Source organism: Streptomyces sp. NPDC013457 (assembly GCF_043089925.1).
In the GTDB taxonomy this organism is placed as follows: domain Bacteria; phylum Actinomycetota; class Actinomycetes; order Streptomycetales; family Streptomycetaceae; genus Streptomyces.
In genome coordinates this window covers 13,928-40,064 of the sequence record NZ_JBICBL010000013.1, presented here as the reverse complement: position 1 = coordinate 40,064, position 26,137 = coordinate 13,928, and the positions used below count along the sequence as shown (strand labels likewise).

The 26,137-nt window shown below is 67.6% G+C and carries 29 protein-coding genes and 1 pseudogene; 16 read left to right on the top strand and 14 right to left on the bottom strand.

Translation table 11 applies throughout. From position 1 onward, the window contains the following. Positions 1–109: 109 nt before the first annotated feature. Both ACF1G2_RS30000 and ACF1G2_RS29995 read right to left on the bottom strand, forming a co-directional pair. Positions 110–364, bottom strand: coding sequence for a hypothetical protein (locus ACF1G2_RS30000; protein ID WP_391801308.1), 255 nt, complete (start codon positions 362–364; stop codon positions 110–112). Then, positions 364–591: a hypothetical protein gene (locus ACF1G2_RS29995; RefSeq protein WP_391801307.1), complete on the bottom strand. Its 228-nt coding sequence runs from the start codon at positions 589–591 to the stop codon at positions 364–366. The genes ACF1G2_RS30000 and ACF1G2_RS29995 overlap by 1 nt, the downstream gene beginning before the upstream one ends. Before the next feature lie 267 nt (positions 592–858). Between ACF1G2_RS29995 and ACF1G2_RS29990 the strand changes: the two genes are divergently transcribed. From ACF1G2_RS29990 to ACF1G2_RS29975, 4 genes are all read left to right on the top strand, one after another. Further along, entirely contained in the window at positions 859–2,685 is a 1,827-nt protein-coding gene (locus tag ACF1G2_RS29990; protein ID WP_391801306.1) for a pentapeptide repeat-containing protein, read from the top strand. Between the two features lie 920 nt (positions 2,686–3,605). Further along, positions 3,606–3,878, top strand: coding sequence for a hypothetical protein (locus ACF1G2_RS29985; RefSeq protein ID WP_391801305.1), 273 nt, complete (start codon positions 3,606–3,608; stop codon positions 3,876–3,878). Positions 3,879–4,056: 178 nt separating this feature from the next. After that, positions 4,057–5,148 (top strand): helix-turn-helix domain-containing protein, encoded by a 1,092-nt coding sequence (locus ACF1G2_RS29980; protein ID WP_391801304.1) that lies wholly within the window; start codon positions 4,057–4,059, stop codon positions 5,146–5,148. Continuing rightward, a complete protein-coding gene (locus tag ACF1G2_RS29975; RefSeq protein ID WP_391801303.1) occupies positions 5,145–5,642 on the top strand; it encodes a hypothetical protein in 498 nt (165 codons plus the stop codon). The genes ACF1G2_RS29980 and ACF1G2_RS29975 overlap by 4 nt, the downstream gene beginning before the upstream one ends. A gap of 256 nt (positions 5,643–5,898) precedes the next feature. Here the strand turns inward: ACF1G2_RS29975 and ACF1G2_RS29970 are convergent, their stop codons facing one another. Further along, complete coding sequence (locus ACF1G2_RS29970; protein ID WP_391801302.1) at positions 5,899–6,654, bottom strand: hypothetical protein; 756 nt, start codon at positions 6,652–6,654, stop codon at positions 5,899–5,901. A gap of 846 nt (positions 6,655–7,500) precedes the next feature. Here ACF1G2_RS29970 and ACF1G2_RS29965 point away from each other — a divergent pair. Further along, on the top strand, positions 7,501–7,710 hold the full coding sequence (locus ACF1G2_RS29965) for a hypothetical protein (RefSeq protein WP_391801301.1): 210 nt from the start codon (positions 7,501–7,503) through the stop codon (positions 7,708–7,710). 48 nt (positions 7,711–7,758) lie between these two features. Here the strand turns inward: ACF1G2_RS29965 and ACF1G2_RS29960 are convergent. Then, positions 7,759–8,230, bottom strand: a pseudogene (locus ACF1G2_RS29960) (IS5 family transposase); the annotation flags it as partial. Between the two features lie 615 nt (positions 8,231–8,845). After that, a complete protein-coding gene (locus ACF1G2_RS29955; RefSeq protein WP_391801300.1) occupies positions 8,846–9,541 on the bottom strand; it encodes a restriction endonuclease in 696 nt (231 codons plus the stop codon). 1,832 nt (positions 9,542–11,373) lie between these two features. On the opposite strand from ACF1G2_RS29955, the gene ACF1G2_RS29950 reads away from it, so the two are divergent. The 4 genes from ACF1G2_RS29950 to ACF1G2_RS29935 are packed head-to-tail and all read left to right on the top strand — an operon-like array spanning position 11,374 to position 13,178. Next, entirely contained in the window at positions 11,374–11,595 is a 222-nt protein-coding gene (locus ACF1G2_RS29950; protein ID WP_391801299.1) for a hypothetical protein, read from the top strand. Between the two features lie 35 nt (positions 11,596–11,630). Beyond that, positions 11,631–12,632 carry a trypsin-like serine protease gene (locus ACF1G2_RS29945; protein WP_391801298.1) on the top strand — a complete coding sequence of 334 codons (1,002 nt, stop codon included), beginning with the start codon at positions 11,631–11,633 and terminating at the stop codon, positions 12,630–12,632. Next, entirely contained in the window at positions 12,629–12,931 is a 303-nt protein-coding gene (locus ACF1G2_RS29940) for a hypothetical protein (RefSeq protein WP_391801297.1), read from the top strand. Before ACF1G2_RS29945 ends, ACF1G2_RS29940 begins: the two co-directional genes overlap by 4 nt. A gap of 1 nt (position 12,932) precedes the next feature. Beyond that, a complete protein-coding gene (locus ACF1G2_RS29935) occupies positions 12,933–13,178 on the top strand; it encodes a hypothetical protein (protein WP_391801296.1) in 246 nt (81 codons plus the stop codon). Between the two features lie 1,568 nt (positions 13,179–14,746). On the opposite strand, the gene ACF1G2_RS29930 is transcribed toward ACF1G2_RS29935, so the two are convergent. Then, entirely contained in the window at positions 14,747–14,941 is a 195-nt protein-coding gene (locus ACF1G2_RS29930) for a ubiquitin-like domain-containing protein (protein ID WP_391801295.1), read from the bottom strand. Between the two features lie 328 nt (positions 14,942–15,269). On the opposite strand from ACF1G2_RS29930, the gene ACF1G2_RS29925 reads away from it, so the two are divergent. Genes ACF1G2_RS29925 through ACF1G2_RS29915 form a run of 3 tightly spaced genes read left to right on the top strand, consistent with a single transcriptional unit; the run spans position 15,270 to position 16,673 of the window. Further along, a complete protein-coding gene (locus ACF1G2_RS29925) occupies positions 15,270–15,452 on the top strand; it encodes a hypothetical protein (RefSeq protein WP_391801294.1) in 183 nt (60 codons plus the stop codon). A gap of 39 nt (positions 15,453–15,491) precedes the next feature. Then, the gene (locus ACF1G2_RS29920; protein ID WP_391801293.1) at positions 15,492–16,424 is read left to right on the top strand and encodes a Ku protein; all 933 of its coding nucleotides are present in this window, start codon (positions 15,492–15,494) and stop codon (positions 16,422–16,424) included. Between the two features lie 57 nt (positions 16,425–16,481). After that, a complete protein-coding gene (locus tag ACF1G2_RS29915; RefSeq protein WP_391801292.1) occupies positions 16,482–16,673 on the top strand; it encodes a hypothetical protein in 192 nt (63 codons plus the stop codon). A 38-nt stretch (positions 16,674–16,711) separates the two neighbouring features. On the opposite strand, the gene ACF1G2_RS29910 is transcribed toward ACF1G2_RS29915, so the two are convergent. Further along, a complete protein-coding gene (locus ACF1G2_RS29910) occupies positions 16,712–17,116 on the bottom strand; it encodes an STAS domain-containing protein (RefSeq protein WP_391801291.1) in 405 nt (134 codons plus the stop codon). 364 nt (positions 17,117–17,480) lie between these two features. Further along, on the bottom strand, positions 17,481–17,828 hold the full coding sequence (locus ACF1G2_RS29905) for a hypothetical protein (protein WP_391801290.1): 348 nt from the start codon (positions 17,826–17,828) through the stop codon (positions 17,481–17,483). 24 nt (positions 17,829–17,852) lie between these two features. Between ACF1G2_RS29905 and ACF1G2_RS29900 the strand changes: the two genes are divergently transcribed. Next, positions 17,853–18,074, top strand: a complete 222-nt coding sequence (locus tag ACF1G2_RS29900) for a hypothetical protein (RefSeq protein WP_391801289.1) — start codon at positions 17,853–17,855, stop codon at positions 18,072–18,074. 239 nt (positions 18,075–18,313) lie between these two features. Here ACF1G2_RS29900 and ACF1G2_RS29895 read toward each other — a convergent pair whose 3' ends face one another. The 3 genes from ACF1G2_RS29895 to ACF1G2_RS29885 all read right to left on the bottom strand — a co-directional run bounded on the left by ACF1G2_RS29895 (position 18,314) and on the right by ACF1G2_RS29885 (position 19,908). Continuing rightward, complete coding sequence (locus ACF1G2_RS29895; protein WP_391801288.1) at positions 18,314–18,754, bottom strand: GNAT family N-acetyltransferase; 441 nt, start codon at positions 18,752–18,754, stop codon at positions 18,314–18,316. Between the two features lie 64 nt (positions 18,755–18,818). Beyond that, on the bottom strand, positions 18,819–19,496 hold the full coding sequence (locus ACF1G2_RS29890; protein ID WP_391801287.1) for a hypothetical protein: 678 nt from the start codon (positions 19,494–19,496) through the stop codon (positions 18,819–18,821). Between the two features lie 73 nt (positions 19,497–19,569). After that, complete coding sequence (locus tag ACF1G2_RS29885) at positions 19,570–19,908, bottom strand: helix-turn-helix transcriptional regulator (RefSeq protein ID WP_391801286.1); 339 nt, start codon at positions 19,906–19,908, stop codon at positions 19,570–19,572. 142 nt (positions 19,909–20,050) lie between these two features. Here ACF1G2_RS29885 and ACF1G2_RS29880 point away from each other — a divergent pair, with 142 nt between their 5' ends. Continuing rightward, positions 20,051–20,392: an STAS domain-containing protein gene (locus ACF1G2_RS29880; protein ID WP_391801285.1), complete on the top strand. Its 342-nt coding sequence runs from the start codon at positions 20,051–20,053 to the stop codon at positions 20,390–20,392. A gap of 362 nt (positions 20,393–20,754) precedes the next feature. Here ACF1G2_RS29880 and ACF1G2_RS29875 read toward each other — a convergent pair whose 3' ends face one another. The 3 genes from ACF1G2_RS29875 to ACF1G2_RS29865 form a co-directional block, all read right to left on the bottom strand. Then, positions 20,755–20,928, bottom strand: a complete 174-nt coding sequence (locus ACF1G2_RS29875) for a CsbD family protein (protein ID WP_391801284.1) — start codon at positions 20,926–20,928, stop codon at positions 20,755–20,757. Positions 20,929–21,336: 408 nt separating this feature from the next. Next, on the bottom strand, positions 21,337–22,062 hold the full coding sequence (locus tag ACF1G2_RS29870; protein ID WP_391801283.1) for a response regulator: 726 nt from the start codon (positions 22,060–22,062) through the stop codon (positions 21,337–21,339). Beyond that, positions 22,059–22,898, bottom strand: a complete 840-nt coding sequence (locus ACF1G2_RS29865) for a sensor histidine kinase (protein WP_391801282.1) — start codon at positions 22,896–22,898, stop codon at positions 22,059–22,061. The genes ACF1G2_RS29870 and ACF1G2_RS29865 overlap by 4 nt, the downstream gene beginning before the upstream one ends. 138 nt (positions 22,899–23,036) lie before the next feature. Between ACF1G2_RS29865 and ACF1G2_RS29860 the strand changes: the two genes are divergently transcribed. Continuing rightward, a complete protein-coding gene (locus tag ACF1G2_RS29860) occupies positions 23,037–23,747 on the top strand; it encodes an ABC transporter ATP-binding protein (protein ID WP_391801281.1) in 711 nt (236 codons plus the stop codon). Next, positions 23,744–26,053 carry an FtsX-like permease family protein gene (locus ACF1G2_RS29855; RefSeq protein WP_391801280.1) on the top strand — a complete coding sequence of 770 codons (2,310 nt, stop codon included), beginning with the start codon at positions 23,744–23,746 and terminating at the stop codon, positions 26,051–26,053. Before ACF1G2_RS29860 ends, ACF1G2_RS29855 begins: the two co-directional genes overlap by 4 nt. Positions 26,054–26,137: the final 84 nt, after the last annotated feature.

Sequence of the window (26,137 nt, the reverse complement as noted above, 5' to 3'; positions counted from 1 at the left end):
TCACGTCACGGTGGGGGAGCGGGGCCGGCTCATGCCAGTGGCGGGCGCAGTTGCGGCTACGTGTCCCTGTCCATGGCGCAGGCCCGGTGCACTGCGGGCCGTTGTGGGCTCAGTCGACTTCGACGTAAGCGACGAGGATGATCGTGCCGAGGGCGGTCGGGATATACACGATCCGCACCTGGCTGTCGCGGTACTCCCACTCCAGCTTTCCCTCGACCTGGGTGCCGGCCCGGTGGTCGAGGGAGAGACGGACGATCGCCGGATCGAGGACCTCGCGCTCGGCGTCGCTCATCGCATCGATCTGCTGTTCGGCGACGTCGTGGAGGACGACGTGGGCGCGCCAAGGGCCGTGCTTGGGCGGCATCACGCCGCGCCGGGCGTGGTGCGGGCGGCGTCGCCGTCGCCTAGACCGTGGCGGGCTTGTACGGCTGCGTACGGGGTGGCGGTGGCGAGGTTGATGCCCTCGGCAGCGAGCTGCTCCAAGGCATAGGCGAGGAGGCCCTCGCCGGCGGCGGCGCGTTCACGGGCGGACTCGCGGAGCTTCCGCTGCTCGTCCTCGTCGAAGATCAGGTGCGCCATCACGGTCCCCATCCGGATCGGGTACGGCTCCGAGGCTAGCGCAGTCGCCGCGGCTGGCAAGGCAGTCCCGGCATGTGACCGCCGAGACCGTTGCTGCCGTGTGAGGCACGTGCCTCACAGTCACCGCGTCTGACAGATATCTGCGGGTTGCTCAAGCGCATACGGAATGATCACGACGCGGGGCGGGCAGAGCGACGACGCTGCGTGTCACGGTCGAGTCTGAACCGTCCCGGTCCCCAGACCGTCCGCATAGGTACCTGACCGTGGAGCTGCCGCGCCATGAGCACATCCGAAACGCCAGCCTGGCCGCACTGCGCGCACGGCGCAGCCCCTGCTACCGCCCCCGTCGGCTGTCGCGGCATCCACGTTCCCGGCCACACTGCGTGCCTCGCCCACCTGGCCAACGCCGACCGCGATGCCTACCTAGCCGGCCTGGCCCCAGGCGCGGACATCGACCACCGCGGCACCCCCTTCACCGAACCCCTGCTCGACGCCCTCCTCAACGCCCTTCGCGACCCCGCCACTGGACACGCACGCCTCGGCAACGCCCAGTTCGGGTTGGCCACCTTCGAGGGCGACGCCGACTTCGACTCTGCGATCTTCGAGGGCATTGCCGGGTTCGGGTTGGCCATCTTTCAGGGCATCGCCGGGTTCGGGTCGGCGACGTTTAAGGGCATCGCCTGGTTCGGGTTTGCGACCTTCCAGAGCACCGCCGAGTTCGAGTCGGCGACCTTCGAGGGCACGGCCGCATTCGGGTCGGTGACCTTCGAGGGCACGGCCGCGTTCGGGTCGTCGATCTTCCAGGGTATTGCCGGGTTCGGGTCGACGATCTTCCAGGGCCTCGTAAGGTTCGTGCGGGCGACCTTCCAGGACACTGCCTGGTTCGTAGCGGTGATCTTCGAGGGCATGGCCGGGTTCGGGTCGACGATCTTCCAGGGTGCCGCCAGGTTCGAGGCGGCGACCTTCAAGCGCAACGCCGGGTTCGAGTCGGCGGTTTTCGAGCGGTGGGTCAGCCTCGGGCCGCTGGTGTGCGCCGGACGGGTGCGATTGTCCGGGGCGGTGTTCAACGGGCCGGCGACCCTTTCGTTCGCCGCGCGCCGTCTGGAGTGCCGACGGACCCGCTGGTTGTCCACGGCCGAGGTGCGTCTGCGCTACGCCAGCGTGGACTTCGCCCACGCGGTCTTCGAGTATCCCCTCACCATTGCTGCGGAGGCCGACCCCTTCGTGCTCCCTGACGGGCAGGTGCTGGCGGAACAGGACTTCGCTGGCACGCCGGACGCTGCGGTGCGGCTGGCCTCGCTGCGCGGGGTGGACGCAGCGCATCTGGTCCTCGCCGATGTCGACCTGTCGAGGTGCCTGTTCGTCGGGACCGTCCACCTGGACCAGGTACGGCTGGAAGGCGCCTGCACCTTCGACACGACGCCGTCCGCACTCCAGTGGCGGGGCTGGCGTCCAGTCCGGTTCACCCCACGCCGCACCCTTGCCGAAGAGCACCACTGGCGAGCGAACCAAGCAGGCGCCGCTATCGGCTGGAACGTGGCCGTGCTCGGCACCGGACGTGTCGGCCCGCTACAACTGGCACCCGTATACCGCGCGCTCCGCAAGGCGTTCGAAGACGGGAAGCACGAGCCGGGCGCCGCCGACTTCTACTACGGCGAGATGGAGATGCGTCGGCACGCCGACGACATACCCCGAAGCGAGCGGAGCCTGTTAGCCGCCTACTGGGCACTGTCCGGCTACGGCATGCGTGCCTCACGCGCCTTGGGCTCGCTCGCGGCCACCATGCTCATCACTGTCGGACTGCTGATGGGCTTCGGCCTGCCGAAGGAGGATCCGAAGCAGGAGGCGACCGGCACCGTGCCGCTTGGCGGAGGCAAGGTCACCTTCGAAATCGACAAAGACGACCTGCAGAACCCCACCGGCAACAGGTTCACCGGCAAGCGCTTCGAGAAGGCCCTGAACGTCACGCTCAACTCGGTGGTGTTCCGCTCCTCCGGCCAGGACCTGACCACCGCCGGCACCTACATCGAGATGACCTCCCGCGTCGTGGAACCCGCCCTCCTTGCCCTCGCCGTGCTCGCCGTCCGCGGACGCATCAAACGCTGACGTCGCGCCTGGCCTCGCAGGCCCTGTCAACCAGCTCGACCGAACCGTTCAGCTGCGTGCCTTACCTGCCTGCTCCGACGATCATGCTCCTGAACAGCCGCAATGTGGCTCACTAGTGACCAGCCCGGGATCGAGCGCTATGGCCTGACTGTGAGTGGTGGCGAGAACGCGATGTGGCTGGACACGCGTGCCCACCCGGCTCGCCGGTCCACTCTGACGGAGAAGATCCTCGATGGCCGTGGTAGCTGCGCCCTCTGCGATCGGAGCGGCGAACGCACCTCAAGTGCAAGCAGCCGACCCCCGGCTATCTCCAATGAACGAGCTCCCACCCGTCGACGTGCAGGAGGTGGGGCTTCGTTCAGTCCTTCGTCGCGCCCGCGCAGCCTGGATGCGTCCGCATCAGTCCGGGTTCTCGGACACTGCGCGCGCCTTCGACGAGACCTGAGCCCCTCATTCCCGGCCAGAGCGCTGGGCGGCGGCCTTGCCGGGGGAGGGCTGCATCCCCCGTACATGGGCGAGCGGACCGTGACTAGGCCCCCCGGAAGCTTGCGACTTGCGGTCGAGGAGGCATCCGGTCCCGGGCAGACGCAGAGCTGGGCTGTGTCGCCCTCGCGGGCCGTGAGTGAACGGTGGTTCGAGGTGCGCGGGCTGTGTGCGCGGGCGTGCGCCGACCGGGTGTCAAGAAGTGCTCACAGATTTGCAAAAGTGTTCGATCTGCGATCGCTTGAAAGCCCGTCATCGATCGTCTGTGCGGAACCGGGGGAGCGTCAACCGCAGATCGTGCCATTAACGGACAGTAGCGATGGCCGTCATTCGGGTGACGGGGTAGCGTCGCGGCGGAGAGTCAGCTCGACCCGGTTTCGCAGCCAGAAGTGAAGAGCTGACTCACCGCGAACAACTACTTCGATCAAGGAGCACAGATGCCCCCTGACCATGTCTCCAACCATGCAAACAAGGGGTCTCGGCCGGAGCTTTTCGACCGTACCATTCCGCTGGGAGAAGCAGGTCAAACCCTTAACCGGCGTGACTTTCAGGTCAACATGCAGGTCGGACCCCTCCTGGCGACGTCCGTAGTCGGCATTGCCCTCTGGTACGCCCCCCAAGAGCTCCTGATCGCCATCGGCCTGGCGGCGTTCCTTACCGCGGCGGCGCGCCGCTCGTACTTCCGCTACCGGCGCCTTCGCACCGAATGACGACAGCCAGGGTGCCTGAACCGGCCACCGGCCGCTCTGGCACCCTTTCCCGCCGCGGCCCGCTCGGCCGCGGCGGGCTCGGCTCCCGCGCCCGTGGACGCGCAGACACGGCCGAGAAGTTGCCGTTTCCGAGCAGAAGGCCATTCCCGCTAGCAACCGCCCAATAGGACCATCTCCCATGACCGGATCAGACCAGACCGCCGCACTCTGCTCCCGCCCGGGATGCTTCAAGACCGTCAGTCAAAAGCCCACGGGACGCCGTCGCCAGTACTGCTCCGACGAGTGCGGCCGCCGATACCGCAGGCACCACCAGTCCGCGCCCAAATCCCTCGACAACGACCGCTACGCCGTCGAGATCCTCGAGAGCATCCAGCAGCGCACCCGGAACACAGCTGGCCTCGTCCACGCCGGTGACCAGCCCCTCGAAGCCATCCAGGAAGCCAGGACCATCATCAGCGAACTGGAGCACCTCGTAGCGGCCCTCGTGCAGCAGGCGTACGACCGCAAGCTCAAACCCGCCCAGATGCGCGAGGCCCTCAACATGAGCCAGGACTCCCTCACCCGCCTGAGGAAGGCCAACGCCCGGCGCCTGGGCGACCGCGCCGACGCGCTTCGCGCCACCCCTGCCACACCGCCCACGCGGGCCGCACGCATTCCCGCGCCTCGCCACCCTGAGCCTGCGCCCGCTCCGCAGCCGACCACCGAGGGAGTGTCACCTGACCTATACACCCTTTCCACGACCACGCCGGCCGCCACCCTGTCAAAGGCCTTATCCCAGCTGCAGCGCGAGACCGGCCTCACCTTCACCGCGCTCGGCGGCGCAGCCGGAGTATCCCGCTCCTACATCTCCCGGGTGCTCACCGGCGAGCGCACGCCCTCTTGGAAGGTCACCCAGCTCCTCGCGGAAGTCTGCGGAGCCGACCCGGACGAGCTCCGCCCCCTGTGGGATGCCGCCCGCGGCTATCGGGTCGCTCAACCCAGCAGTCTCCACGCCGCGCTGCGCGGCATGCACCTGGCCGCTGGCCACATCGACACCGCCGAACTGTGCGCCCGGACCGGGAACACTCTCACCGGCGAAGAGGTCACCGGCCTCCTCCACGGCACCTGCACAGCCGACTGGCCCACCGTCAGCACGCTTGTCACAGCCCTCCGGGGACAGCCCGACACCATCCGCCCCCTCTGGCAGGCCGCAGCCCCCGCAAGTGGTCTCGGCCGCAGCGACCGCGGGGGAGTCACCGTGTCCTCCATGCCCGCCGGAGCCATGGGATGACCGCCCTGAAAACTAGAACCACCACCCCGAGAAATCCACCGAAGCAACGGCCCCGCGCCCGAACAACGGGCCGAGCCCCCGGCACCCCGGCGGTCGGCCTTGTTCTCCCCGCCGCCCTCGACGCCTTCCACACCCTGAACCGCCCCCGGTACGACGCCTACGCCCGCGCCCACCTCGACCCCGAAGCTGCCCAAGCCGCCGTACGAACGGCGGTCGGGCTCCTCGCCGCCAACTGGAACTACGTGCTAGCCCAGCCGAACCCCGCTGCTCTCGCCTGGGACCAGCTCGTCGCCTGCACACAGAGCAGGACCCACCCCGTGCCCGGCATCGACACCGGCAACCCGCTCCGCTACGACGCGCGCGTCCTGCACGACCTCATGAACCAGAGCATTGACACGATCGCCCACGCCACCGGTCACCACCCGAGCAAAATCCGCTACCTACTCGAACCCCGCCCCCTCCGTGCCCACCACCTACTCGGCAACGGGGGCTGACTTTCCCCGACGGGACACACCAGCAATGACCATGAGCGCACCCCCGCTGCGTGCACCCTCTGCCCCCTCAGAGGTCAGCGAATGCAGGCCCCACCCCGGCGCTCTCGCCCCCTGGCTTTGTCGCTGAGAGGCAGCAGCGTTTGCTGGTCACCGCCGAGAACAGTCCGTTGGCGACAGGAAGCGTGTTGCTGAGTTCTGGTAGCGCGCCGATGCTTGCTTCTGTCCGTCTCGCGTGCCTATTGACCCGGGCAGGTGGTCACGGCGTGGGCCAGGTGCCGAGTGCTCGCGCCAACCGGTCGCTTTGCTCGCGGGTGATGCCTTGGGCGAGGCGGATTCCGCACCGCGGGCTGTGGGGCTCGTCGCAGTGCAGGATGCCGGGAAAATGCTGCGTGGTTCCGGAGAGCGGGGACGGCGAGGGCAGGGTCCATTCCGCCGGCTCCCACAAGGGATGGTCGTGAAGGAGGGCATCTGCCACTCCAAGCGCTCGGTCCTCGGCGACGCCCACCCGGATGAGCGCATCGCCGATCGGTGTGGCCGCGGCGGTGGGTAGGTCGCTGTCTCCGAGGGCCGGAAGCAGAAGCAGCAGGCGGGCGTGCGGTGCGTGGACGCCGGGAGCCTTGGGGTCGGGTGTGTTGGCGATGTGCGTGAGCTCGCGCCAGGACAGTCCGGGGCCGGCTTGGTGCCCGTCGATGGTGGCCAGATGGCCGTGCCGGTCCCACTCGGGGTGGGAGATGAAGTACTCCGTGCCCAGGTCGTCGGCGAAGTTGCGGCCCACGATGAGCGCGCTGTGGCCGTCGGCGAATGGTATGCGGAAGACCGGCCAGCGCTCCTCGTCGGTCAGGGCCTCGTACGCGGCATCCATGTCGGCCTCGTCAGCGCCGAACCACAGCGGATCCGGTTCGTTTTCCTCGGTCTGGCATATCCACAGCAGGTAGGCAGCCCAGAACCCCGGCAGAGCCAGCAGGTCCTCCGCCGCAACGAGAGGGTCGTCCTCGTATCCATCGATCAGCACGCGCCCAGGGTGCCACCTGGCTCTGACAGGCTCTGCACCACCCGACCTTGCCGGTGCGCAGTCGCCGGTGCTCTTACTTCTCGCCGACATCTCAGACGACGTGATCACGAAGTGTTCCTGAACATCGCCAACAACCGCTCTCGGTTATGACCTATGCAGCCACGCCCCGGGCCTTCACCTTGTCAACGCGCCGCTGGCACCCCGCCGCCCGGCGCCGGTCACCTCGCGATGTCGATTTGGAACGTCACATCCGCGGTCTACCCCACAAAACAAATTGGGAGGGACCCGAGAGCGACTTCAATCCAAAGGCTCTGGTGCCTCTGAGGCGACACATCATGTAGGGGGTGCCCTCAGGGCCCTTCCGTCAACCTATGTTTAGGGCCGCTCCACCGGACTGACCTCTCTAACTCTCTGCCGATCCAGGCGGAGATCGCTCTGTTCGCAGGGCGCTGGTCAGGAAGGAGGGGCCGATGAGCGAGCCCAAGGATCCCGGTCGGCCAGCCGCCAGCAGTTCTTGCGCTCGACGCCGCCCGCGGTTCCACCCGTCGGAACCGACCCGCGATCCGGGCCATGGCCTGGTCCAACAACGCCCGCCACGGGACCGGGTCCACGCTCTGGCCCGCTGCCGTCGCACGATCTTCAGGAGTCCACACAACCCCCGATGATCACGCGGTGGCCGCTTTCGCTCCGGGCCGGGTCCTGGGCAGTGCCGAACTCCTTGCTCGGCCCGACGGCCCCTGATCGACAAAATGAGCCCATGGCGAACCTCTGCGGATCTGCCTTGATCAGCTTCGGACGGCCTTCGAGCTGGCACTGCGACACATCGAAGCGTCAGCCGGCAGCGCAGTGGCACTCGAACACGACTACTTCTGGTCGGTTCCGGGCGACGAACTCTATGACGTCCCCAACGAACCGAAAACGATCACCATCGGGCAGCTCTCCGAGTCGTGGCAGCACCTTGAGGACCTCCTTGCCGACCCGAACCGGGCCGTGGGCCACCACCTGGTCTGGCTTGCCGACGTCCTCCGTGCGATCGGGCAGGACACCGCCCAGTAGCCACCACACGCGCGACGTGACGTCGAACTACGAAGTCACACTGGAGTACTAGGTCCTGTCTGACAAAAGATCTTGGTTGGGCTCCCGGAGCCAGAGGATGAGTGCGGCAAGGTGGACTCCAGCCTTGTAGCGGGTGGCGAGTTTGGCGAAGCGGGTGGCGATCGCGCGGAGCTGCTTGAAGCGGTTGAAGCAGCGTTCGACCACGTTGCGGGCCTTGTAGAGCTCGCGGTCGAAGGCTGGTGGTCTGCCTCCGGCATTTCCTCGCCGCAGGCGGTTGGCCTTCTGGTCCGCTCGCTCCGGGATCACCGCACGGTTTCCTCTGCGTCGGACAGGCGGATCGCCCGAGACGAGTACGCCTTGTCCGCGATGACCGTGTTCGGCCTGAGGCGGGGCGGCCGGGGCCGGTCCGGGGCACCCTCAGTTCCTCCGTGACCGTATCGAAGACGGTGGGGTCGTTGACGTTGCAGGGCGTGACGACGACGGTCAGGGGCAGGTCACGGCCGTCGCAGGCGAGGTGGAGCAGGGGGATTCATGTCCAAGCTCGTGCTCCTGGTCGTGCTGCTCACCGTGACTGTCTTCGTGCTCTGCCTGGCTGCGGTCGGCTATGTCGCGTAGGCCTCGCAGCTGGCGACCCCGCTCATGGTTATGGCCGCCTTCGCCGCGGCGATCGCCGGCGCTTTCGCAGTCGTGGTTGCGCTGTGACGCCCGCCCTGCGGGCAGTGCCGGAGGTGCCCATGCAGGCTTGCAGGCGACCATCGGGAGGGCGGTCACGCCAACCGCCGTACCCAGGGTCCCGGATGAGGCGGGGATCGGATCGCGGCGCCGCTCCGTGAACCGCTAAGGCCGGCCCCGCACGGGTGGCCCGGCCCCGCTACCCTCGCGGAAGCCCGTGCCGGTATGGAGTGTGCGGGTCAGGCCCGGTGCCCATAGCTTTGGGGGCAGTACCGCCGGGCCGCCCCAACTTTCCTGCCCGTCGAGCCGCCATGCCGGTTCGGCGACTCCTGCGAGCGGCCTGTTGAGCTAGGTCTGCGGCGGACTGAGCGGCTGCTGCCATTCTCTGGCTGAGCCCGGCTCTCTGCCTGGACCGCATGGCGCTGCCTCGGAGCCGCTCCAGACAGCGCCATGCGGTTCGGCGTCAGGACAGGCTGGTGGGTCTGCGAGGTGGAGGCACGACCCGCAGTAGCTCCCACAAGGGCTTGGAGCCGCTTGCCCACTCGGCGAGGACCGCCCGGTCGACCAGGTGGAGCCGCTGGTCACGGGCGAACTCGAGCGCAGGCTTGGAGAACCTGCCGTTGGTGACGAGGACGATGACATCACCGCGGTGGACCGGGCGCCCCGTGCCGTTGAGGACCTGAAGGTCCGGCGTGCCGACCGCAGCACCCTCGAGGCCGGCGCGGCGGTGTTTGCACTGGATGACCCACCGCCGCCCGAAAGGGTCGGTGGCCTTCACATCGGCACCGTTGTCCCCGGCGCCGCCGACCTGGACCGCGTCCGCGCATCCGTCACGGTGCATCAGGTCACGCACAGCGTCTTCGAACTGCCGGTGGTGCAGCGCGTCCAAGTGCCTGAGCGCGTACCGCAGTCCCTGCGACCGCACCCGCTCCCACTGCGCCGCCCGCTGCCGCTGGACCAGCCAGGCGGCCACCGCACCGCCGGCGAGCAGCACCAGCGTAAGGGGAATCCACGGGTGGGCGGCCAAGAAGTTGACCAGACCGGTGAACAGCAGCCACGCGGCGAGCAGACCGCCGCCGACGAGGACGAACTGCTCGCCTCCGGATGTTTTGCGTGAGCGTCTCCGGGTCGGGCGACGTCGCGCGGAGCGCCGGCTCACCGTGCGGCCCCGTTCCGGTCCCACTTGATCGGGTACGACACGGTCGGCTTGGGCCGCGGAGCGGTCTCATTCCATCCGGGCCACTTGATCGGATACGACACCGTCGGCGCCGGGCGGGACTTCGCCTTATCTGCCTCGGGCCATTTGATCGGATAGGTCACCACCGTCGTCGACCCTGGCGCCGGTACGTGCCGTGGACTCGTCTCCGTGCCCGACGACATGCCGGAGCCTCCGAACACGAGCACGGCCGCCACGATCCCGATCGCATACGCGGTCTGCTTGCGCGTCCCAGCCGGCGCCCTCCAGTACGACCGGACCGCCGTCCCGTCCCGCCTGATGTATCCCCTCACTAACGGCAAAGCCGTCCCTCCCCAGGTCACGGCGCGAATCCCGCGCAACAGATCAATGTAGCGGGCCCCACTGACAGAGGGTCACTTCAAGGCAACCTGAAGTGATCTTGGTGAGGGTGTTGGCTGTCTACAGCTCGACGACTGGCTCTCGCTCGGGATGCTCGCCGCGCTGCTGGACGACGGCGGGTCTGCCTTCCGATGCAACGAGGCTCGAGACGGCTGGAGGGACGGGTCGCTCCTGTAGACGACTCTCGGTAGGGCGGTCACACCAACCGTCCTTTCCATGGACCCGGGTGAGGTGGGGACCGGATCGCCGCTCCGCTCCTTGAATCGCTCAGGCTGGCCCCGCGCGGGCACCCCGGTCCGCTACCCTCGCGGAAGCCCGTGCCGGTAAGGAGCGTGCGGGTCAGGCCCTGTGCCCATGGCTTTGGGGCAGTACCACCGGGCCGCCCCGACGTCCCCCACACCGGCCAATGCCACGATCGACGGCGTGCATCCGTACGACGAGGTGGTCTGGGCCCGACCCCGTCGCGAAGCATTGCGCGGCGGGTCCGGCGCTCCGCGCAGGGTGCCGCTGTGCTGGATGCTCACCCGGAGCTTCTGAGACGTGCTCGGCGGGAATTCCCGCCGCGTGGTCTGCCCGCAGGGCCGGCCGGTGAAGTGGACCAGAGTCTCGGGCAGGTCTGGATGCGTGCTCACGTCGAGGTCCTTTCCCGTCGCCGCGCGCGGGTGTCGACGGGCCGTCATGTCCCGTTCGTCGCCGCTACCGTCACTACATGACGACCGCAGCCTGTCTGCGCTTCGAGACCTGTCGGATGGGACCGGGGTTGGCCGAGCCAGAGGACAGGAGCCACGCGAGGCGTAGCGCCAGCGTCCGGCTCGCTGCCGGTTGACGCGCTCCGCGAGCGTCCGAACCCCTCGCGGAGCCCGAGGATCTGCCGGGCTCTCATCGGCCGCCCTCCTTTTCTCTCGATACGCGTTCGCGACGGGGGCGTATCGAGGTTCGGTGCCTGTCGCTGACTTCTGCGCGCTCTCGCGCCGCCGACGGCGTGCTGCGGTTCCTGTGCGGCGAGTTCGAGGCTGGCAGCCGCGAGGCGGGCAAGGACAGCGGCCTGCCCCAGGGATGCGTCTCCCGCTCGGCCCGCCACGGAGCGCGGAGCGTGTGCTGCGCCGCCTTCGCCTCCAGGCACTCGGCCCTGCGTGGCTGCCGGATAGCTGCAGACCGGCCTCTTCGGCGCCGGCTGGTCGCCTTGCGATCCTCGACGCGGCCCTGGCACGAGCGATTCTCCCGGCACAGCGGTTTAGCAGGTGCACCCTCCACATATCGTGAAAAATTGCAAAATTGAAGGGCGAATCAGTGAAATTGCAACAGCTTTGATCCGAGATGCAGTCGAAGGGTGAGAGAGCTAGTTTTGAAATACGCCTATCAGGGTCCTAGTGCCGAAATCCTTCGACAGGATCCGAGCGCCAAAGGAGCTATCGATGAGCATCGCCCCAGCGACTAAGGACGTCACTTCACAACTCGAGGTGACCTGGACCGGTGAACTCCCTTCGAAGGAAGAAATTCCTGATGTCCAGGAGCAGGTACTCGCAGCGGTCCGCCACCTGCTGGAGGGGCCGGACGGAGTAACCCCGGAAGGCGAAACTTCGGCAGAAGTTTCTACGACCAAATCGGTCAAGGTGACAATTACTCGCAAGAAGTAGTTTCGATCGCCGGATCATTCGTCCCGGAGGATGCAGTGCCAAGCACAGAAGAAGCCCTCAGGAGCGCTCTCGAAGTGATCACAATTCCTCCGGGGACAAATGAAATCGAGGAGCTGGACCCAGGCTCACGGGCTGCCGCGCTATCTGCCAGCCCGTGGGTGTCCGGCCCAAATATCACCGGACTGGGCGTCGCGACAAAGATGGAGAACGGACAGCCCACCGAACGGCTGGCTCTCGTTGCCTATGTCAAGAGAAAGGAGCCAATATTCGAAATCCCTGGTGACCGCCGCATCCCGGATCGCATAACGATCCCGGAGATAGGGGAGATAGAAACCGACGTGCAATCCATTGGGGAAATGCGGCTCGAGTCATTCACCGAGAGAGTTCGCCCAATAGCCCCAGGCTACAGTTTGTCTCACTCTAAAGCCTCGGGCGGGACGCTAGGTTGCCTTGTGAGGAAGACAGGTGACCCCTCAACCAGCTACGTACTAAGCAACAGTCACGTGCTAGCCCGAAGCGGTAGAGCGAGCAAAGAGGACGTCATCCTTCAGCCGGGCCCTAAAGATGGTGGAGGCGCGCAGGACGTCATCGCACACCTCAAAGAATGGGTGTCGTTCGATTTCGAACCCGGATACAACAACTTGTGCGATGCGGCGATCGCCGCGGTTTCCACCGATGCCACGGTAACAACAGAAATTCCCGTCATAGGTAGGGTAAAAGGTGTAACCGCAAACCTCAAGCGAGGGATGACGGTGCAAAAGTCTGGCCGAACAACAGGGCACACCCTCGGCATCGTGCGGGACATCGACTACCGGACGTTCATGCCCATCGTGAAGGCGGACGGAACGTATGGAAGCGCAGGATTCCGCAACCAAGTCCTCTGCGAGAGATACACGGACAGCGGTGACAGCGGAAGCCTCGTATGCGACATGGAGGGCATGGCAGTTGGCCTTCACTGGTGCGGGTCAGCCTCGGCCAGTGTCTTCAGTCCGCTGAACTTTGTCCTCGACTCTATGGAAATCGAGCTGGTGACATGAGCGAGGGCTCCCCAAGCGAATTCAATCCAGCAGTGGGCCTCCCGTCAGAAGACGAGTGCCGTAAGGCGGCGAAACAGTACGAGGAAATACTGATGCGCATTCCCGCTGTGCATGGCGTCGGCGTAGGAGATCACTGCGTCAACGTGTACGTCTCGCGCGTGACACCTACAGGGAATTCTCCTCCATCGGATCGAATTCCCGAGGAACTCGGGATCAGCAACGCGAAGGGTGAAGACATATCCGTACCAACAAGAGTGATAGCACAGGAACCCCTACAGCCTGAAGCTCTGGAGGAGTGAAATGACGACAGAAGAAGCGGAAAAGAGCACATTCTTTGTAGAATTCGAAGGGATCAACCTGACTGACGAACAGAAGAGCAAGGTGGAAGACACCATCGTCACGTCAATTCAACATGTCCTCACTTCGATGCAGCTCGAAAAGGCGCTTGAGGTCCTCAAATCCAGCGATATTCTGGTCCCGGAAGGCCTTGGGGAAGGTGAACGCCCTCCGAAGCGCATGGGAGCAAAGGCGAGGCCGCCGCAATGAGTACCGAAAAGACCTGCCCGAGTGCTGAGTGCGAGGATGGCGCACAGATAATCGGAGCGGTGCAAGAAGGTGGACGCATCGGATTCGTCCGACCGGCAATTCCAGTAACGCCTGAATTCCTTTCAGAGGTTGCTGGTAAGAGCCCCGAGAAGCGATTCCGGTTTGCATCTCGCTGCATGCAGCAAAAGTGCATGCATTGGCGACAGAATAGATGCGCTATTGCGGAATACTTGGGGAACCATGCGCCGCCTGAAGAGCAAGCTGCCGATCTTCCAGCGTGCGCTATCCGCGCCACCTGCCGCTGGTTTGACCAGATCGGTGAATCAGCCTGCCGAGCATGCCCGCTCGTCATCACGGATCAAGAGCCTTTGGACCGGAAGGTCTAATGGCTGCGCATGATATCCGGATAGGTAGGCTCGGGAAACAGGTGAGCAATGATGTTGGTACGCGGCTATGTACTGTTTGAGGCAAGGCAGGGGGAGGACGGTGTCGCGGTTGAAACCCTGACTCACCACAGCCTTGGTGGCTGCAAAGTGCTAGCGAGTGTAATCTACCCCGATGAGATCATGGCCCATTTGGAGGCCGACGGAATCGATTCCTTTAATAGCGCTGTGGTTGAGCTGATGGCCGATCCGAGCCTGCAAAGAGCGACGGTTCTGAGAGTAGGAACTACTTGATGAAGAGCGGTGCAGGAAGGGAAATGCCGTTGAGCTGGCAATACCGGCTCAAGCAGCATCGGACCGGCTGGCCGTCTGGAAGGCCTGGGTCTTTGACCCGAGCCCTCTCGCTGTCAAGGTCACGGGGAGAGCCAGTGCAAGTGGTTCCGGGCCCCTGCCCGTGACTGTAGCCCCGCATCGGCCCCCGAGTTCGCCCAGCGGCGACGGGCCCCGTTGGCATGGACGAGGGCAGGAGACCTCGAAGAGATCGGAGTCCCAGTCCCCGTGTCTGCTTCGCCTTGCCGCCCGGCTGACCGTACTTGGCGCGCATGGATCGGCGGGCGTGGAGCGCGCGGCGCTCCTGCCGCTGGCCCGGACACCCCCCACACTCAGGGGCGGCGGCCACGCGAAAGGGCCCGGGGCCGCGCGCCTCCGGGGCATGCGATCACAGCGGCGCCGTGCTTAGCGGGAGCTGAGGCAGGTCGACCGTGCCGCTCGCGGATCTCGGCAGGGCGCCAGTGGTCACCGCGTCAGGGCCCTGACCGAGGCTGTCGGGCGTGTCCACTTGGGGATCCCTCACCGGGACGGCCGGGACGCTCTTTCCCAGCCGCTCGACCTGCGCACATGTCGTCGATGAGCAGCTCAGCCTGCGGGCGCGACGCCTCTCCGCTTGAGTGGACGAGGGCGGGCGGAGATCGGGCTCTCTCCTCTACGGCAGTCTGGGGCTGAGGAGTGTTTCAGGGTTGGGGGACGTCGTCACGGGCACGGTCCTGCTGTGTGCGACCCGGGAGCTGCCCGGTGGAATGCAGTGGGCACACCTTGAATAGGCGAGTCCACCAGTACCGAGGCCGGTGTTGCCTTGGCCGTGCCAGACAGTTGGCCCCTTGGTCGGGTGCGGCGCCGGTTCGCCGACTATTCGCCGGCCGCCATGATCGCGTTGATGAGGTCGCCGCCGCTCTCTTTCAAGGCCCTGACCGCCTTCGCTCGTGACGCACCAGTCTGCGCCGTAACCAATTCGATGTCCTTGGGGTCAACCCCGGTCTCGTCGACGGGCTCGTCGACGGTGTCCTCGTACGGCTCAGGGACGTCTTCGAAATCTTCTGGCATGAAGTCCTCCAAGGAGCGAAGAAGTACCGCTCAGCCCTTCCACTGCTCAGGCACCGTGAAACAGGTGCCCCACGCCCTCAGGGGCGGCGTTCGCTGCTGACCATGATCAATCTCAGCGCCAACCGCTGTACCGATGTCCCCGAGGCCGTACCTGGCCCAACGCCGCGGCGCTGGCGGGGGCACACCCCACTCGATCAGGGCATACGCCCACGGGTGCCGCTCCGGGGGATGTGTTAGTGCCAGGTGGCACTCTTGTGCGAGTCCGGCGGCTTGCGCCCATGCCGATGCTGCCGCCGCCGGACCGGACCCAGGAGAGTGGAGCAGAGGCATGCAGAACTTCAAGATCACGTGGGCGCAGGCCGGGCATGAGGACCGTCGGGAGTCCGCTGTCAGCTACAGCGCTGGCGCCGTCGAGGCATACGCGGTGTTCAAGGCGTCTGAGACGGGTGTGTCCGACGTCCAGGTCGTCGAGGAGCGGCTCAGCCTGCGATCACGGCGCGTATCTGCCTAGCCTGGGTGTCCGACCGCCAGGGGGTTCTGGGAGGCGCGCATGCCCGCCGGCCGTTCGATGTGGAGCGGGGCCGTCAGCTTCGGGTTGGTCACGATCCCGGTGAAGCTGGAGCCGGCGACCGAGTCGCACAGCATCAGCTTCAAGCAGGTCCACCTGGAGGACGGCGGCCGCATCCGGTACCGCAAGGTGTGCGAGCTCGACGGCCAGGAGCTCACCCAGGACGAGATCGGCAAGGGCTACGAGGTCGCCAAGGATCAGGTCGTCGCGATCACGGAATCCGATCTGTCGGAGATGCCGCTCCCCACGGCCAAGGCCATCGAGATCGTGGCGTTCGTCGACCGCGACAGCATCGACCCCATTCGCTTGGGTGAGGGCAACTACTACCTCCGCGCTGACGGCCAGGTCGCCGCGAAGCCGTATGTTCTGCTCAGGAAGGCGCTGGAGCGTACGGACAAGGTCGCCATCGCCAAGTTCGCCCTCCGCGGCCGCGAGCGCCTGGGCATGCTGCGGATCAAGGGCGACGCGCTGCTGCTGAACTCGATGCACTGGGGCGACGAGATCCGCTCCTCCGAGACCCTCGCTCCCGAGGGCAAGGCCCCCACCGAGGAGGAGCTGCGGGGTGCGCTCGCGCTGCTGGAGACGATGAGCGTGGAGCACCTGGACGACATCGAGCTCGTCGACCACTACCGCGAGGCCTTGGTCGAGGTCATCGAGGCGAAGGCCGAGCACCGCCAGCCTGCGCCGGTCGCCGGGGAGGAAGCACCGGCCGGGCAGGTCGTCGACCTGATGGCCGCGCTGGAGGAGTCCGTGGCCAAGGCGAAGGAAGCCCGCGGCGAGACCGGCGAGCATGCCACCGTGCACGAGATGCCGAAGCCGAAGAAGAAGGCCGCGGCCAAGAAGAAGGCGCCCGCGAAGAAGACGGCCGCCAAGAAGACCACGGCGAAGAAGACCACCCGCCGTAAGAGCGCCTGAGGCAGCCGACCGGGCCACGCTGCGTGTCCTGTCCCGCCCCGGCGAGTTGATCACCCCATGGATACCTTCGAGCCGATCATCGGCGACTCTCCTGACCTCGACGAGCCTCGCTTGCCGCTGCTGACCGAGGCTGAGGCGCTGGCGGCGATCGGCTTCCTGAGACGGCTGAGCACCCTGGACACCACCCACCACGGATACAACGCGGCGCAGCTCGCCGGCGACCTCGCCGGGCGCGTTCCCACGCAGTAGCAGCGCGGGCGCCCGCCCGCAGTTGGGCGGCCAAGAGGTCAGGCCGCGGCCTGGTCCAGGACGATGTGGAACAGCTTCCGGGTGCCGGTGACGTCGAGCACACGGCGCACAGAGGACGTGAGCGGGCCGATCAGGACGAGCCGCTCCGTTCGCTTCTCGGCCTGGCTCAGGGCGTGTACGAACGCGGAGTCGGCGAAGGTGACCTCGGTCAGGTCGAGCAGCAGCCGTCGGGTTCGCGTGGTGCAGACCGAGGCGATGGCTGCGTGGAGGCATTCGACGGTGCCGGTGTCGAACTCTCCGTACAGGTGCAGGACGGCCGTGGTGGGGCAGCCGGTGCGGACCAAGCGGACGGAGGCGCGACCGACGGTGGGCTGCCAGGTGGGGGCACCGTGTAGCAGGATGGGTGTGCAGCGGGTTACACCCGCCTGAAGGTCGGGAACCATGAGGAAGGCACCTCGATCTGCGCTGGTGGGAAGGCCCTCCGCGATCGCGCTCCCGTTGTCCTCCGCGGGTTCCAGGCGTCGAAGCCTGGCGTCGAGGCGACATCGCCGGTCGGCGTGAAGGATGACCGCCGACCGCAACCCGGATCGTTCCGGTCCTCTTACCCTCCTCCCCTCAAGACGGAATTGCACACCTCGCAGGCCAGCCCCCTAGAGATCCCAGCTCTGGAGGCCTGTCCCCGTTGGTGATCGCCCGCACGGCGCTGATCAGCGGGGAACCGGCCCCCTGGGTTGGCGCCTGCATGACCGGTGATGGCCGTGCACGTCCGGCAGCATCCCGGTTCGGCGAGATTGGATGTGGCGGGCTTCAGGCGTTGCGGGTTCTGTCGTCGGCCCGGCCTCCGGCGCCCAGCAGGCCGGTGGCTGTGAACGGTGTGGTGCGTTCCAGGCGGGGAAGTTCGGTGCGGGCGATGTGTGTGACGAGGGGTGGCAGGAACGCTCGGAGGGGTTGGACGGCGCGGAGCCAGGCCGGTACGTAGACCGATGGCTTGCGCCGTTCCACGGCGGTGGCCAGGTCTTCGGCGACCGAGGGGGCCGGGCGGATTTTGCGTGCGGGCGGCGGCATGTGGGCGCGTAGTTCTCGCAGGACCGCGTGCTGGTCGGCGTCTCGGACCATGTCGGTGTCGATCCAATTGAGGTAGGCGACTCCGCCCACACCGACGCCCTCCGCACCGCAGCAATGCGACTCCTGGACGCGATGGCGTTCCAGCGCGCGAGGATCCGCCGCATCACGCTCATTGCCGAGGACCTCGGCCCGGCCGACGACGGCCCCGGAACCCAGCTCTCGCTCGACCACGCCCGCGAGAAGCGCCTGCGCCTGGAGCCCGTGATCGACCAGCTCAACGCCCGCTACGGACACCGGGTCGCAGGACCCGCCGGGGCGTACCGGAAGGCAAGCTGAGCGGCCGCTGAGGTGAAGCCGCACGCGACCGCGACAGCGCTGCGCGACTATCAGCACTCCGGCGTCCGGATCGTGTTCTCCGCGACCGCCCTCGGCAGCATCCTCATCGTCACGTACGTCGAGGTCGACTAGCCAGCGCCTCGTCTCGGAAGGGTGCTCGACCGCGGCGATGCTTCGCTCTGCGGGTCACGGGGCCGTAGGCCGCTGGGAGGGCGACACTGAAGCCGCTGTGGCGTGCCCTAAGCGAGCCGCAAGTCGATCCAAGGGATGGTGTCGCCGGGTAGTAGGTATCGCTCGGTCTCGACGAAGCCGTGCTTGAGCGCGAACCGCAGTCCGTCCTCGTTGGAGGACAGGATGACAGTCTCGATCATCTCGGCCCCCAGCTGGCGAGCCCGGTTGAGCCCGCGCTCGTAGAGTTCCTCGCCGAACCCCCGCCTGCGGTGAGGGGCGAGGACGCGGGCGATGACTGTGGCTGCCGGTGTTTCGTCAGACGGCGGGCGTACCGTGCTGCATCCCACCAGATCGTCATCGAGGTACGCGATCTCAAGGTGGTTGCGCTGAGCCCGTTCCCGTACCTCGTCCAGAGAGAGGGGGTGAGTAGGAATGATCACGTTGTGGACGTGCTGCCAGTCCTTGAGCGCGGCGTCGCCGTCCGGCTGCTGGATACGAAGATCAGACATTGCAGCAGGACACCCCAGGACACCTCGGACGTCAACTCTGTTGCTGCTGCCATGCCTTCAGAACTCAAGCGCCACGCCGACGTCCTGCTCCCGGCCGACCGGGCCGCGTAAGAGGTGCGGTCCCCGGTCCGCGGCCCGCGAGCCAGGCAGCGATCCGCTTCTGCAACTCCTTGTCGGTGCGGGGATAGTCCCAATGTGCGTACCACTCCAGGTCTTGCAGGATGTTCTCAGAGTGGGCCGGGTGGGCTACCGCCCTCACGTCGACGCCGATCTCGCCTGTCGAGCAGCTGATGTACACGCTGCTGTCGAGCGCCATCATGCTGAAACCCGGGTGGCCCGCGCGTATGCCGAGGAACGCCGATGCCGCACCCCGGCCCATGATGTCCCAGCGGTCGAGGAGCCGGACCCGGGTCCAGACCGGCGATGGGGTATGGCGGCCATAGTGCAAGTGCTCCTTCGGCAGGAGGGCATGGTGCGTGTGGGTGCCGTGGGGAAGCAGGACGAGGAACTCGCGCTGGTGGTCGAGAAGGCCCGAGGAGACCGCCAGGTCGTACCAGTCCTCGTTGAGACGCTGGACGAGCCGTGGCGTTTTGTACGGGTGGGAGAAGCCGCCGACGATGTCCTCGGGGCGGTATCCGGAGACGAACGGCATCGTGCCGTCCGGCACGGCGTCCGGGATCACCTCGAGGCCGGCCCGCCGCAACGGCCGGTACATCTTGCGTTCACGCTCTTGGATACCCACCGGTCACTGTCTACCAGGGGCAGCGCCCCAAGAATCCTCCGGCTCGGGGCTTTCGGCGCGGGGTGCGGCAGGGTTACTGGTGCGGCGATGCGGCCGGTTCCTTGGAGCGTTCGGTCTCGTCCTGAACGAGCAGGGAGAGCAGGGAGGCGACGGGGAGACCTGCCTCTGCCGGGTGGCGCAGGATCTTGTTCGGCTCGATGCGATACGTGTTCGTTCGCCCCTCGCGGGTGTGCGAGAGATAGCCGTCCCGCTCGAGATCGGTGATGATCCGCGCGACGGCGCGCTCGGTCAGCCGACAGTGGGCGGCGATATCACGGATACGGACGTTCGGATCGTCGGCGATGGCCGCCAGGACGCGCGCGTGGCTTGTGATGAACGTCCATCCGCTGTGTGATTCGGGCACTCCAACCATGTCCAGCATTTTAGGGGACCCAGCTTGCCGGAACATAATTGCATGACATAAGTTGCATGCATTCGATGACGCATGTCCCCGGGGCGGGGTCAGTGGAAGGGGTCGACAGGTGCTGAGGGACGAGGCCGTCACGCCTACGCTCATGGCCGACACCGGGCACGCCTCTGGCGAGACCGGCGTGCAGCAGTACGCATGGCGTGATGCCTGGGTGATCGTTGCCCGGGGCGAGTACGACATGGGCTCGATCACACCCTTGGCGGACGCGCTGGCGGACGCGATCGACAGGCACTCCAAGGTGGTCCTGGACGCCTCTGGCATCACCTTCGCCGACTCGACCATGCTCAACCTGCTGATCCGGACGCACCAGGCAGGAGCCTTGCGCGTAGCCGCACCGACCCCCCAGCTGCAGCGGCTCTTCACGATTACGGGCGTCGACGCCTACCTCCAGGTCCGCGATACGGTCGACGACGCCGCCATCTCATAGAGCACCCTTTCCCGGCCGCGGCGCGGGCCGCCCACCCCCGGCGCGCGCGATGCCGGTGGCCTGCCGCCGGCGCGGCCCGGCCCGTCACCTCCACTACCGTCCGGGCGATCTCCGCAACGGCCGCAGAGCCGCGTGACAGACAGCCGGCCTTGCGGGCGGCAGGCGTTCCTTCCCCGGTTGAAGCGTAGGACCTGGAGCCGAGCAGCGTGCCCCGAAGCCCCAGTGCCGGGCGCGGTCGCTGCCCCCCCCACCACCGGGGTGGGGGGCGGGCTTGCTCTCTAATTCGCCTCGGCATGCCGCAAGGCTCCGGCCACTCCGTCTGTACGGAGTGGCCGGAGCCTTGCGGCATGGGCCGGGCGCTGTTAGTGCCGGAAGGTGTCCTTGATGTCTTCCTTGGCGTGACGGGCGTTGCCCTTGGCCTGTTCGGCCTGGCCTTCACCGGTCATACGCTCGTTGCCGACAGCGCGGCCGACGGTCTCCTTGACCTTGCCCTTGGCCTGCTCGGCGTGGGCCTTGCTCTTCTCCGTGCCCGACATGGGGACCTCCTCGTCAACGTAACCGGATTGGTCGTGGACCCCTTCTACTCGCCAAATCCCTCTCTAAACACCTGGCGGCGACAGGCCCGGCCAGCACGTGGGAGAGAGCGCGGCAACGCCTGTGCCGAGGGGGACCAGGCCAACCGCCTGCGGACTCGATGTCAGCCAGGTCGGCGAAACGCTTCCCGCTGGACCACCGCGCCCCGCGGCCGCCGATTTGCACAAACGTGGTGCGCGCCTTCACCAGCTCCTCGACAGGTTGGCCAGTGCCCCAGCCTAGCTCGGCATTGACAAGCGGCTCGACCCTGGAACTGCCGGCAGCGTGCCGCATCCCCGCTCCGCCGCGGCCACCGGTGCGCCCTCGAAGTACCGCCGACCGTGTACTTTCCCTTGGGGACCGCGCGACGCTCAATTTCGCCCCCACGGCTTGGCGGTGTCAGCGGACTCGCCCGGTGAGACGAGCCCTGTCTCGTAAGCGAGGACGACGGCCTGGGCCCGGTCGCGCAGGGTCAGTTTGGCGAAGATCCGGGCCACGTGGGTCTTCACGGTCGCCTCGCTGAGCGTCAGTTCCTGCGCCAGTTCGGTGTTGGAAAGACCCCGGCCCATGAGCGTCAGCACATCGCGCTCGCGCGGCGTCAGTGCGGCCAGGTCTCGGTGGACGGCCGGGGTCGCGAGGTCCGAACCGGTGCGGGGGGCACCGGAGGCGAAGCGCTCCACGAGGCGGCGGGTGATCGAGGGTGCGAGGAGGGCGTCACCGGTGTCGACCAGGCGGACCGCGGCGGCCAGATGCGTGGGGGTGACGTCCTTGAGTAGGAATCCGCTGGCTCCGGCGGCGAGGGCGGCGTACACGTAGTGGTCGAGGTCGAAGGTGGTCAGCATGATCACTCGGCAGTCCGGGTGCTGCGCGAGGATGCGGCGGGCGGCATCCAGGCCGTCCATCACGGGCATCCGGATGTCCATCAAGACGACGTCGGGCCGCAGCTCGCGCACGGCGGCCACCGCCTCGGCCCCGTCGTCGGCCTCGCCCACCACGTCGATGCCACGGGCGGTCAGGATCAGACGGAAGCCGGTGCGGACCAGCTCCTGGTCATCGGCGATCACGACGCGCGGGGCGGGCTCGGCGTTCGTCGTCATGGGCGGTCCAGCGGGATCCGGGCGCGGACCCGGTAGCCGCCGCCGAGGCGGCGGCGGGCGTCCAGATCGCCGCCGTAGACCGCGACCCGCTCCCGCAGGCCGAGCAGCCCTCGTCCCGTTCCGTCCGCCCGGCCCTGTCCCGGCGCCCTGTGCGCGGGCGCGCCGCCCGACAGGACGCTCGGTCCGCCGGTCAGCACCTCGACGCGCAGGTAGTGGTCCGCGTACCGCACTGTCACCTCGGCCTTCGCCCCCTCTCCGTGTTTGAGCGCATTGGTCAGGCCCTCCTGGATGATTCGGTAGGCGGTGACGTCGATCCCGGTCGGCAGCGGGCGCGGCTCACCCGAGATGCGCATCTCGACGGGCAGGCCGGCAAAGGCAATCCGGTCGACCAGCGGGCCGAGCCGGCTCAGGCTCGGCTGCGGCGACAGGTCCACCTCGTAGGGCTCGTCCTCGCCGTTCTGCGCGGGTGCGAGGAGGCCGAGCAGGTGCCGCAGCTCGGTCATCGTGTTCCGCCCGGCGGTCTCGACGGCGCTCATCGCCGCCGCCGCCTCCGCGGGCATTGTGGCCAGCACCTCGCGGGCGGCTCCTGCCTGGACCACCATCAGGCTCACGTTGTGGCTGACGATGTCGTGGAGCTCGGCCGCGATCCTGGCCCGCTCGGCGTCCACCGCCATGCGCGACGCGCTCTCGCGCTCCCGCTCAAGGAGCCAACCGCGCTCCTCGATGGCCTTCCGGTGCGCCCGCCGTGCCCGGACCGCCGCCACGTACAGCCACCCGGCGGCGCCAACTGCCGCCGCCAGGGCGATGACCAGCCAGATCGTCCAGGATTCCCCCACCCGATCACCTTCGCAGGTGCCCGCCTCACCCCGCATCGGCCTCCGGATGCAGCTTCCGTACATCCCCAGGATGACCTCACCTCCCAGATACATCTGGGGGGCGACGCCACGCCATCGGCCCCGCCCTAGGTTCGAGCCATGACAACCGATCAAAACGGTACTCGGCAGGTAGTGGTGCGGCTGGACGGTGTACACAAGGAGTACGGCGACGTGAAGGCCCTAGACGGCCTGTCGCTGGAGATCCGCACGGGCGACGCGGTCGCCGTGATGGGGCCCTCCGGCTGCGGCAAGTCCACCTTGCTCAACATGGTGGCGGGCCTGGACCGGCCGACCTCGGGCACGGTCGAGGTGCAGGGCCACGACCTTGGGAAGCTGAACGAAACGGGCCTGGCCCTGTTCCGGCGGCGGAACGTCGGCATGATCTTCCAGTTCTTCAACCTCATCGACGACCTGCCCGTCCTGGACAACGTGGCCCTGGCCGCCCAGCTGACGGGCACCCCCGCTCGGCAGGCGCGCCGCCGAGCCCTTGAGCTCCTGGACGAACTCGGTGTCGCTGGGCGCCGGAACAACTATCCGGCGACGCTCAGCGGCGGTGAGCGCCAACGCGTAGCCGTGGCCAGGGCGTTGATGAACCGCCCGGCCCTGCTCCTCGCCGACGAGCCGACCGGCGCCCTCGACAGCGGCTCGGGCGAGCAGGTCATGGACCTGCTGATCGACCTCAACCAGATCGGCCAGACCCTGCTGATCGTCACCCACGACCCGCAGCTGGCCACCCGCTGCGCCAGCCGCCTGGTCGAAGTCGCCGACGGCCGGATCGCCCGTGAGAGCACGCTGGAGGCGGCCGCGTGAGCGCCGTATGGACGGCCTCGCGCGCGGCCGTGAAGCGCCGTCGGCTCCAGACCTTCGTCATCGGGCTCGTCGTGCTCTGCTCCACCACGACCGTCCTGCTCGCGCTGGCCCTGCTGACCGCGGCCTCGGACCCCTTCGACAAGGCATACGCCGCGCAGCGCGGCGCCCACACGACAGCGTCCTTCGACACCAAGAAGGTTTCGCGGGAGCAACTAGCGCGGACCGCCCGGCAGGCCGGTGTGGAGGCTGCCGCCGGACCGTTCGGGCAGGCCGTCGTCGACATCCCCAAGGACTGGCTCTGGATGGCGGGCGGCACCCTCACCGTGGTGGGCCGGGCCGATCCGGCCGGCCCGGTGGACCGGATCGAGCTGCTTGAGGGCCACTGGGCCACCGCGCCCGGCGAGATCGTCGTCAACTGGTCCGTCCAGGGATCCCCCGGCCCGGATCTCCTCGGCACCCAACTGAAGATCCCCGGCGGAGCGACTCTGACCGTCGTCGGATTCGCTGCAAGCATGAGCAAGTCGGCCAGCGCCTGGGTCTCGCCCGAGCAGATGGCCGCACTCCACCCGACCTCCGCCCAGATGCTCTACCGCTTCACCGACTCCTCGACCCAGGCCGAGTTGAGCGCCTCGCTGGCGCGGGCCACCACGGGACTGCCCGAGGACGCGCTGACCGGCACCCAGACATACCTCACCCTCAAGCAGGCCTTCTCCGCGCTGGCCGACTCCTACCTCCCGTTCATGACACTCTTCGGCGTCCTCGGCCTGCTGGTCTCCACTCTGATCGTCGGCAACGTGGTCAGCGGGGCGGTCGTCTCCGGCTACCGGCACATCGGGGTGCTCAAGGCCCTGGGCTTCACCCCCAACCAGGTCGTCGCCGTTTACCTGACGATGCTTTCCGTACCGGCCGTCGTGGGCTGCGTACTGGGAACGCTCGCCGGCAACGCCCTGGCCGGACCGATCCTGCAGGTCGCGTTCACCGGCATCGACGTGGGCCGGGCCTCGGTCGCGGAGATCAACCCATGGGTCTCTGTGGCCTGCCTGCTGGGCATGCCCGCCCTCGTCCTGCTCGCCGCGCTGGTCCCCGCCCTGCGGGCCCGCCGGCTGCCCGCCGCCTTGGCCATCAGTGCGGGCGGCGCTCCGCGGACCGGGCGTGGGCTGCGCGTCCAGAAGATGCTCGGCGCCACCCGGCTGCCCCGCCCGGTCAGCCTGGGCCTCGGCCAGCCGTTCGCCCGCCCGGCCCGCACGCTGCTGACCCTGGCGTCCATCGTCCTCGGGGTAATCACGGTGACCCTGTCGACCGGACTGACCAGCACCCTGCTGGCGTATGGCGAAATTGGACGGGAGGACGGCCGCGCCAGGATCCACGTGACGAGCGAAGGGTCGGGCAACGACCGGACGCCGCCCCGCCTCGGCGACGCGCAGATCGAGGAACGGCTGCGCTCCCTGCCCGGTGCGGACGGAGTACGGGCCCGCGCGCTCTCCCAGGCGAACATGTCCGGACAGACTCAGCCCGTCTTCGCCGACTTCTACCGCGGGGACGACTCCGTGTACGAGCACAGCATCGTCAAGGGCCGGGCGCCGAAGGCGGCGGGCGAGATCGTGGCCGGGCCGGCCTTCCTGACCCAACGCGGCCTGAAGCTCGGTGACCGGGTCACCTTGGAGCTGAACGGCAGGAGGATCACCGCGACCGTCGTGGGTCAGCTCGTCGAGGGCAACGCCCGTGCCCTGGAGGCCACGTGGGAGAGTTTCACCCGGCTCGCACCCAAGGCCCACGCCACCGAGTACACGGTACGGCTGGCCTCCGGCGCCGACGCGCACGCCTACGCCGAGGCCGTCACGGCGCTCGACCCGGCCCTGCACGCGTCGGTCCTTGACTCCGGCAACGCCGGCACCGCCACCGTCGTCACCTTCTCCACCGTGTTCACGACGCTGCTGACCCTCGTCGCCTCGCTCGGCGTCTTCAATACCGTCCTCCTGAACACCCGCGAGCGGCGCCGGGACCTGGGCATGCTCAAGTCGATCGGCATGACACCCCGGCAGGTGGTGGTAATGACCGTGACCTCAGTGGCCGGGCTCGGCGCGGCCGGCGGCGTGCTCGGCATCCCGCTCGGGATCGCGGCACACCGCCTCATCGTGGACCATGTCGGCGTGGTCGACTTCCCGGCGTACATGAAAGACGTGTGGCACGCCCCGCAGCTGGCCGCGATGCTCCTGGTGGGCGTGCTGATCGCCGTCCTCGGTGCCCTGGTCCCGGCCCGGTCGGCGGCCCGGATGACCATCGCCTCGGTGCTGCACACCGAGTAGATCACCCATCAGCACCAGCCTCGGGATCAGGGGGAGCGCAAGGCGGAAGAGAGCGCGGCAACGCCTGCGCCCAGGAACCAGGCC

What these genes read in the sequence shown, in the direction of transcription:
- ACF1G2_RS30000 (WP_391801308.1), bottom strand. Translation starts at nt 364, where the DNA reads ATGCCGCCCAAGCACGGCCCTTGGCGCGCCCACGTCGTCCTCCACGAC.
- ACF1G2_RS29995 (WP_391801307.1), bottom strand. Translation starts at nt 591, where the DNA reads ATGGGGACCGTGATGGCGCACCTGATCTTCGACGAGGACGAGCAGCGG.
- ACF1G2_RS29990 (WP_391801306.1), top strand. Translation starts at nt 859, where the DNA reads ATGAGCACATCCGAAACGCCAGCCTGGCCGCACTGCGCGCACGGCGCA.
- ACF1G2_RS29985 (WP_391801305.1), top strand. Translation starts at nt 3,606, where the DNA reads ATGCCCCCTGACCATGTCTCCAACCATGCAAACAAGGGGTCTCGGCCG.
- ACF1G2_RS29980 (WP_391801304.1), top strand. Translation starts at nt 4,057, where the DNA reads ATGACCGGATCAGACCAGACCGCCGCACTCTGCTCCCGCCCGGGATGC.
- ACF1G2_RS29975 (WP_391801303.1), top strand. Translation starts at nt 5,145, where the DNA reads ATGACCGCCCTGAAAACTAGAACCACCACCCCGAGAAATCCACCGAAG.
- ACF1G2_RS29950 (WP_391801299.1), top strand. Translation starts at nt 11,374, where the DNA reads ATGAGCATCGCCCCAGCGACTAAGGACGTCACTTCACAACTCGAGGTG.
- ACF1G2_RS29940 (WP_391801297.1), top strand. Translation starts at nt 12,629, where the DNA reads ATGAGCGAGGGCTCCCCAAGCGAATTCAATCCAGCAGTGGGCCTCCCG.
- ACF1G2_RS29935 (WP_391801296.1), top strand. Translation starts at nt 12,933, where the DNA reads ATGACGACAGAAGAAGCGGAAAAGAGCACATTCTTTGTAGAATTCGAA.
- ACF1G2_RS29930 (WP_391801295.1), bottom strand. Translation starts at nt 14,941, where the DNA reads ATGCCAGAAGATTTCGAAGACGTCCCTGAGCCGTACGAGGACACCGTC.
- ACF1G2_RS29925 (WP_391801294.1), top strand. Translation starts at nt 15,270, where the DNA reads ATGCAGAACTTCAAGATCACGTGGGCGCAGGCCGGGCATGAGGACCGT.
- ACF1G2_RS29920 (WP_391801293.1), top strand. Translation starts at nt 15,492, where the DNA reads ATGCCCGCCGGCCGTTCGATGTGGAGCGGGGCCGTCAGCTTCGGGTTG.
- ACF1G2_RS29915 (WP_391801292.1), top strand. Translation starts at nt 16,482, where the DNA reads ATGGATACCTTCGAGCCGATCATCGGCGACTCTCCTGACCTCGACGAG.
- ACF1G2_RS29910 (WP_391801291.1), bottom strand. Translation starts at nt 17,116, where the DNA reads ATGGTTCCCGACCTTCAGGCGGGTGTAACCCGCTGCACACCCATCCTG.
- ACF1G2_RS29900 (WP_391801289.1), top strand. Translation starts at nt 17,853, where the DNA reads ATGCGACTCCTGGACGCGATGGCGTTCCAGCGCGCGAGGATCCGCCGC.
- ACF1G2_RS29895 (WP_391801288.1), bottom strand. Translation starts at nt 18,754, where the DNA reads ATGTCTGATCTTCGTATCCAGCAGCCGGACGGCGACGCCGCGCTCAAG.
- ACF1G2_RS29885 (WP_391801286.1), bottom strand. Translation starts at nt 19,908, where the DNA reads ATGGTTGGAGTGCCCGAATCACACAGCGGATGGACGTTCATCACAAGC.
- ACF1G2_RS29880 (WP_391801285.1), top strand. Translation starts at nt 20,051, where the DNA reads ATGGCCGACACCGGGCACGCCTCTGGCGAGACCGGCGTGCAGCAGTAC.
- ACF1G2_RS29875 (WP_391801284.1), bottom strand. Translation starts at nt 20,928, where the DNA reads ATGTCGGGCACGGAGAAGAGCAAGGCCCACGCCGAGCAGGCCAAGGGC.
- ACF1G2_RS29870 (WP_391801283.1), bottom strand. Translation starts at nt 22,062, where the DNA reads ATGACGACGAACGCCGAGCCCGCCCCGCGCGTCGTGATCGCCGATGAC.
- ACF1G2_RS29860 (WP_391801281.1), top strand. Translation starts at nt 23,037, where the DNA reads ATGACAACCGATCAAAACGGTACTCGGCAGGTAGTGGTGCGGCTGGAC.